This is a genomic window from Deferrivibrio sp. (genome assembly GCF_055117995.1).
This window is the reverse complement of the sequence record NZ_JBSQOT010000027.1, coordinates 21723-27827: the sequence shown is the minus strand read 5'-3', so window position 1 is coordinate 27827 and position 6105 is coordinate 21723. Positions and strand designations below refer to the sequence as shown.

The following is a 6105-nucleotide window of genomic DNA, read 5'->3' as shown; positions in this document are numbered from 1 at the left end:
CAGAACTACCAATTGGCTTGAAAGGTGCTTTAAAGAGCTTAAGGACAATATCAGAATTAGGGGATATTTTCATTCTGAGGATAGTGCTAAAAAGTTTTTATATATGTTTTTCAGTGATAAGAGTTTGAAATATCAGCAGAGAAAATTGAGGTATTCTCATATTATTGAGGAGGCCTTTAATGGATAAAATTAATTCAAGGGTGGTGACTGACACAATTAAATTGACATTACCACATTATCCTTGTTCAACCATCAAGACTTCATCCAAAAAAAAATATCGAATTAACAATAAAAGTAATTAAGATTCTAATTGACAGAAACATTAAAGCAAAAGCACTTATTACTGGAACTTTTGACCCTCATGAAAAATCCACATTAGATTATTTTAATAAGCTCAATTCAATGATAGATGAGCTTGACATCAGGGAACATGCTATTCTATTAGCAAGATACACTTTACCATCAGGTGAAGTTATAGAAAGTGACAGAGTTAAAATAAGAGATTTGTATCATATTGCTGATATGCTTTTTTTGCCAAGTATTCAAGAAGGTTTTGGAATACCTCTACTTGAGGCTGGAATGTTGAAAATTCCGATTGTCTGCTCAGACATCCCACCCTTTAAAGAGATTGCAAACAACTATGCAACCTTTTTTAGATTAGATGAAGATATAGATTCCATCGCTGAGAAGGTAATCAGAGTTTCAGAAAGCACAAAAACAACATGGTTTTTCAGAAAAACTTTAAAGGATTACAGTTGGGATAATATTTTTAAAAATAGTATACTCCCTTTATTCAATAAAATTTATGAACACTGATTTCTTTGAAAGATACAAAAAAAAGAGTTCTTTAGCTGAAGATAACATTTTCAGAGAAGAGTTGGTAATTAAACAATTAATTTGAACATTACTGTAATTGACACCGGAAATATAAGCTAAACTATCTTACCATATCAAAAAGTAACACTTTTTCACACTGAGAATGATTGTATATTATGGAAAGTTTTACAAACCATCTTTTATCTCCCCACAGACACTTGGGTAAAATAAATTCAGTTTCATATAATCCATTGATATTTCTGAAAGTATAGTTAAAATTTCCCATATCCATTTTCATATTTAAAGTTGCTTTTACTTCTGTTAATGTATCTATATCTGTTTTTAAAGTCATTTTTAGTTTATTGAATGGAATTAATGGCCTTGAGATATCCACTGTGAAATTTGCGTCATTGCAGTTGAAATAAACGGCATTTTTTGTAAGGTCGATATCTGGCCTATATGGGACGGCAAATCTTTCTCCCGCCACTAAATTAATTGAAGCAAAAAGTAAAATGAAAAATATTATCACGTTAGCCATACGCCATTGACCATATAGTATTTAACAACATAAAATCCAACAATTAACAGGTAACAAAAAATCATAAAAAAGCTGTTTCTTGCCCAACTTATTTTTGTAGTGTTATCCAGAATATTTTTCAATACAAGCAAACTTGAGCCGTAAAATGTGCCGGTAAGCAGAAGAAAATATATAACATAGCCTATATATCCGTAATCTTTTTGCAAAATACAAAAAGGGCACCTGTGAGTGGGCAGTTCATAGATATAAGTGCTAAAAAAATCTATTAGTGAATAAACCGCGACGATGAGAAAAATTAGGCTTGCAAGTCCATAAAACACGTAATTTTTTGTTTTGAAAAAGATTGCAAGCAGAAGAAATGTTACGACTGTTATCAAAAGTGATAGATTGTCATTCAGATTAAAGAGAAATGAAGAGAAATACTTAACATCCTTTCCAAAAACTGACCCGCAACAGCTTACAATTTTCTCAGGGCTAATGTTGTTGAAAAGATTTATTTCGAGTAAAAATTCCAGAAATATTGCAAAGGAGATTAATATAAGAAATTTATATTTTAACTTTGTATATTTAAAACCATATGTATTCAGGTCAAACTTGTTGATATAAAACCACCAGACAAGCATAAAAAGTACAGCCACTTTTACAATTATAAGATAAGCTCCGTAAGGGGTAGAATTAAGGACACCTACTGCACACATAGCACCCGGGATAGAAGGGGCAAGTGAGTCGAGATAAAACAAAAAGTAAAATAACAAAGGGACTTTAAGAAAAATAAAAAAAGATACTATTGTTGATACGAGAACGTTTCTTTTTTCAAGAGAATATTGAAAACTTGTAGATTTACTAAAGTCAAACTTTTTTATCATTAAATAAGATATTTTTAAGGCAACAACCAAAAAAAATATAAACACAAAATTGATAAAATATATAACAATCTGTTCGGGAGATATAAACTTCATTTTATTGCCTTAATAAGCCCATTTTCCATTAAAACTACTTTGACCCCTTTCATTCTTACGAATATATCATCATGCGTTGCGACAATTAATGTTTTTCCACTTTTATTAATTTTTTCAAAAAATTTTAAAATGCTCATCTTCAGGTTATAATCAAGATTGGCAGTAGGCTCATCTGCAATGATGATTTCCGGATTGTTGATAAGTGCTCTTGCAAGCGCTACTCTCTGCTGTTCACCGCCCGATAATTTGCTGATTTTGGTGTTTGCCAGAGAGTCAATTTCAAGCTGTCTCAACATATCGTAAATATGGTGTTTGTCAAATTTTTTGTTTGCAATGATAACCGGCGGGAGCAAATTTTCATAGACAGTAAGATTTTCTACCAGGTTGAATTTCTGAAATACAAAGCCAATTTTCTCATTTCTGAATATTCCAGCATCTTTTTCCGGTAATTTTGAAATATTTATATTGTTATAGAGCACTTCACCTGATGTTGGTCTGGCAAGCCCTGAGATAATAGATAAAAGTGTGCTCTTGCCACTTCCGCTGGGGCCGTTGATTACAGTAAAAGAGCCCTTTTCTATTGTAAAACTTATTTTGCTCAAAATAATTTTATCATCAAAATGTTTTGTAATATTTTTTATTTCTATCACCTGAAAACCTCATATGTGTCGGTTGTTGCAATTTTGTATGATGGAATCAAAACTGATGCCACGTAAAATGGCACCACAGATATAAAAATAAAGAACATTATCTTTAAATTAAATACGAAAATCAGATTGTATTGCATTTTAAGACTCGAATATCCGCTGAACATATCTATGAATATAGGGGCTTTGAATGTAAACACGTAAAACATGGCTATAAGTATGCCTGCAATAAAGGCATGAAAAGATATTATAAATGACTCGTAAAGTTTCAGTTTCAAAATATCAAAAGTTGTCCAGCCTACAGTTTTGAACACACCTATCTCTGTCTTTTCAGATTCATTAAGTCCGCTTAGTTTGTCTATCACTATTACCATCATTGTAAAAAGGAGTATTCCAAAAAGTGCTATGAAAAAGCCTGTTTTATAACTGAATACATTCTGATAAGAATTTAATACATCTTTTTTGGTTATTGTCCTTACATCTTTTAGTCTATCCCTTATTTTTGCTGCTATTGTGACAATTTCATTCTTGTTATAGACGTTGACCGCAATATCTGTATAAAGATTTTCTTCAAGTCCGAGCAATTTTCTTGCTGCATTTTTTGAGATAATAACTATGTCGTTGTTGAAGATAGCACTCTTTTTATCCAGTTGTTTGTATGGGACAAATTTTATGTACTCGCCATCCGGCTTTCTGAAATAGGCCTCGTTTCGGTATGCAATTTCGTCAAAAAGTTTTGCTATACCATAACCTAAAATCATCCAATCCTCTGTTTCAGTTAATTTTCCAATATCAATATTTGCAAAAGCATCTTCAAGAGATTTTTTATACATAGGTTCAAGCGGGTCAACCCCCACAATGGAAAAGTTTACACTTGCGTAATCAAAATAATAATAACCCCATACTCTTGGCGTAATATCCTTTAAGCCCGGAATATCCAAAATTTTGTCAACATAAGAGTAAGGGACGTATTGCTGCCTGCCACCAATAACTTTTTGAATAACGATGTCAGGCAACTCCTCATGGGTGATAAAAAGCTCTTTTTTTATAGATTCAGTTATGAAAGTAGCGGCGCTGATAAGAAACACAAGAATAGTGAGTATCAAAAAGATGAAGTATGATGTCTTCCTTTTTGCTGTAAGGGTAAGCGCAAATAAAAATATTCTTAATTCTTTAGTTATTTTCATTTAAAATGACCTTTTCGCTCATATAGGAATCTGAAATGTCATACACGAATGACATGGGGAAAACTTCCCTTGATTCCGAGGAGTAATCAAATATGGAGTAAGTGTCTGATAAACTTCTATGCCGTATAAATCTTGCTTCCGTAACAAGAGAAATATCAGGCAGACCAATTAGCTTTACATTTGCTTTGAGACTGCTGACAGCAGTTTCAAATTTGGGCAAATTGATAACAAACAGGGATAGTATAAATAATACATTAAGCAATAAGCAAAATATCAGTACGAAAATTCCACCTTTACTCATCAAGACTCTTTAAGATTTCAAATGTAATTTCATCAAAAGTTAGAATTTTGCTGCCACCATAATCTGCCATAAATGTTTTGGCATCTTCCGGCGACACAAAAGGTATGAGCTCTTTGCCCATTGGCCCATAGATTCTGCTTCCCAAAACATAATATGCCTTTTTTGCGTCTATACTTTTTAGAGTGTAATAATCAGTTACGAGTATTTTGGTAAATGAATTCCTAGTAAATCCTTTCTGGTATTTATCAGGAAAAAAGTAAAACTTCATCATATCCTTGACGCCATCAAAAAGAAAATGCGTGGAATCGGTTTTTATTTCTGCAACCCAGTTTGGGTATTTGTAGACAAACATACCGCATACGGGACATTTATCGTTATGGGTTGCCTGTATTTGCTCTACGTTATTGTTTTCAAATCTTTTTACTTCCCACAAATATAAGGCCACAGCCTGAGCCTTTTTTTCATCAAGTTCACCGCAAAAGTTATTTGCCTTTAAGGCGGCCTTCAACTCGTTTATCTTTTTGTAGTTTTTTAAGTCGATAGGCTTACATACCGAATTGTAAATTTTCTCACCCATGGGGTACATCATCATTTCTTTTTTCTTTTTAAAAAAAACAATGTCAGCATTCAGATTTTCTTTGGCGATTTCAAAGGTGTCATTAAATGTTTTAATTTCTCCGCCATAATCTTTCTTAAAGTTATTTGCGGCAGTTTCAGATGAAAAGGCAATTTTGCTTGTGGTGGTCATTGTACCGGGGATTTTGCTCCCTACTACATAAAATGCCTTAAACGCATCTATGAAATTCTCATTTTCGGCATCTACAACCATTATAGATTGGATATCTTCCTTAATTTTTTCATAATCGAAAACAAGGCATCTGATTGAGCAGTACTGCTTATGGGAGCCATCTTTTAATTTTACGGCATGGTTTGTTTTGTAGAAATTTTTAAGATTCATTCCGCATACGGGGCACCAGTGCCTTTCCTCTCCTTGTTGCAAGAGACTAAAATTTTTTGATGGAGTTTTAGAAAACTCTGCAAAAGAAAATGTGAAAGTGGCAAGAATTATTATTATGCTTGCGAAAATATGCCTCATAACACAACCCCCCTGTTTTGATAAAAAAAGAGCCTTTTGAAGGCTCTATAAAGTAATATCAGTTGGTGTAACAAAAGTCCTTTGTCCAAGCTCTTTGTCAATCATAAAGATTCCATTGCCATTTTCGCCAATAAGCTCTAACTGGTCAAGTATTTCATTTACGCTTGCTTCTTCTTCAACCTGTTCTGACACAAACCACTGTAAAAATGCATTTGTGGCATGATCCTTTTCTTTTAAAGCCACATCGACAAGTTCATTGATGGATTTTGTTATAAACTGTTCGTGTTTAAGTACATCCTTCATGGCCTCAAGAGGGGATGCAAACTTGCTTTTGGGTTTTTCAACAGCCGGAAGCTCCACCTTTTCCCCCTGGTCAAGGATATAGTGGTAAAATTTAAAGAAATGATACATCTCCTCTTTTGCCTGCACATAAAACCAATTTGAAAATCCTTTAAGTCCCTTGCCTGCAGCCCATGCTGACATAGAAAGATATAGATAAGATGATTCTAACTCGTTTTTTAGCTGATTTCTCAGAGCATCAGCAACTTTTTTTGAAATCAT

Annotated in this window: 9 protein-coding genes and 1 pseudogene; 3 read left to right on the top strand and 7 right to left on the bottom strand. The window is 33.2% G+C overall.

Annotated features, from left to right (window positions below; translation table 11 throughout):
- The 3 genes and pseudogenes from ACTCAF_RS08000 to ACTCAF_RS07990 all read left to right on the top strand — a co-directional run.
- A pseudogene (locus ACTCAF_RS08000) lies at positions 1-187 on the top strand (IS256 family transposase); the annotation flags it as partial.
- A complete protein-coding gene (locus ACTCAF_RS07995; RefSeq protein WP_463062763.1) occupies positions 180-302 on the top strand; it encodes a hypothetical protein in 123 nt (40 codons plus the stop codon). The pseudogene ACTCAF_RS08000 and the gene ACTCAF_RS07995, both read left to right, overlap by 8 nt.
- Positions 277-816, top strand: a complete 540-nt coding sequence (locus ACTCAF_RS07990) for a glycosyltransferase (protein ID WP_463062765.1) — start codon at positions 277-279, stop codon at positions 814-816. The genes ACTCAF_RS07995 and ACTCAF_RS07990 overlap by 26 nt, the downstream gene beginning before the upstream one ends.
- A 121-nt stretch (positions 817-937) precedes the next feature.
- On the opposite strand, the gene ACTCAF_RS07985 is transcribed toward ACTCAF_RS07990, so the two are convergent.
- From ACTCAF_RS07985 to ACTCAF_RS07955, 7 genes are all read right to left on the bottom strand, one after another.
- Entirely contained in the window at positions 938-1354 is a 417-nt protein-coding gene (locus ACTCAF_RS07985) for a hypothetical protein (protein ID WP_463062762.1), read from the bottom strand.
- Positions 1342-2220 carry a hypothetical protein gene (locus ACTCAF_RS07980; protein WP_463062761.1) on the bottom strand — a complete coding sequence of 293 codons (879 nt, stop codon included), beginning with the start codon at positions 2218-2220 and terminating at the stop codon, positions 1342-1344. The genes ACTCAF_RS07985 and ACTCAF_RS07980 overlap by 13 nt, the downstream gene beginning before the upstream one ends.
- A gap of 89 nt (positions 2221-2309) precedes the next feature.
- Positions 2310-2963, bottom strand: a complete 654-nt coding sequence (locus ACTCAF_RS07975) for an ABC transporter ATP-binding protein (protein WP_463062760.1) — start codon at positions 2961-2963, stop codon at positions 2310-2312.
- A complete protein-coding gene (locus tag ACTCAF_RS07970) occupies positions 2960-4147 on the bottom strand; it encodes an ABC transporter permease (protein WP_463062759.1) in 1188 nt (395 codons plus the stop codon). The genes ACTCAF_RS07975 and ACTCAF_RS07970 overlap by 4 nt, the downstream gene beginning before the upstream one ends.
- A complete protein-coding gene (locus tag ACTCAF_RS07965; RefSeq protein WP_463062758.1) occupies positions 4134-4448 on the bottom strand; it encodes a hypothetical protein in 315 nt (104 codons plus the stop codon). The genes ACTCAF_RS07970 and ACTCAF_RS07965 overlap by 14 nt, the downstream gene beginning before the upstream one ends.
- Complete coding sequence (locus tag ACTCAF_RS07960; protein WP_463062757.1) at positions 4441-5544, bottom strand: nitrous oxide reductase accessory protein NosL; 1104 nt, start codon at positions 5542-5544, stop codon at positions 4441-4443. Before ACTCAF_RS07960 ends, ACTCAF_RS07965 begins: the two co-directional genes overlap by 8 nt.
- Before the next feature lie 45 nt (positions 5545-5589).
- The gene (locus ACTCAF_RS07955) at positions 5590-6105 is read right to left on the bottom strand and encodes a ferritin (protein ID WP_463062756.1); all 516 of its coding nucleotides are present in this window, start codon (positions 6103-6105) and stop codon (positions 5590-5592) included.

Coding starts and splice junctions, on each gene's coding strand:
- ACTCAF_RS07995 (WP_463062763.1), top strand. CDS start 180: ATGGATAAAATTAATTCAAGGGTGGTGACTGACACAATTAAATTGACA.
- ACTCAF_RS07985 (WP_463062762.1), bottom strand. CDS start 1,354: ATGGCTAACGTGATAATATTTTTCATTTTACTTTTTGCTTCAATTAAT.
- ACTCAF_RS07980 (WP_463062761.1), bottom strand. CDS start 2,220: ATGATAAAAAAGTTTGACTTTAGTAAATCTACAAGTTTTCAATATTCT.
- ACTCAF_RS07970 (WP_463062759.1), bottom strand. CDS start 4,147: ATGAAAATAACTAAAGAATTAAGAATATTTTTATTTGCGCTTACCCTT.
- ACTCAF_RS07965 (WP_463062758.1), bottom strand. CDS start 4,448: ATGAGTAAAGGTGGAATTTTCGTACTGATATTTTGCTTATTGCTTAAT.
- ACTCAF_RS07960 (WP_463062757.1), bottom strand. CDS start 5,544: ATGAGGCATATTTTCGCAAGCATAATAATAATTCTTGCCACTTTCACA.
- ACTCAF_RS07955 (WP_463062756.1), bottom strand. CDS start 6,105: ATGATTTCAAAAAAAGTTGCTGATGCTCTGAGAAATCAGCTAAAAAAC.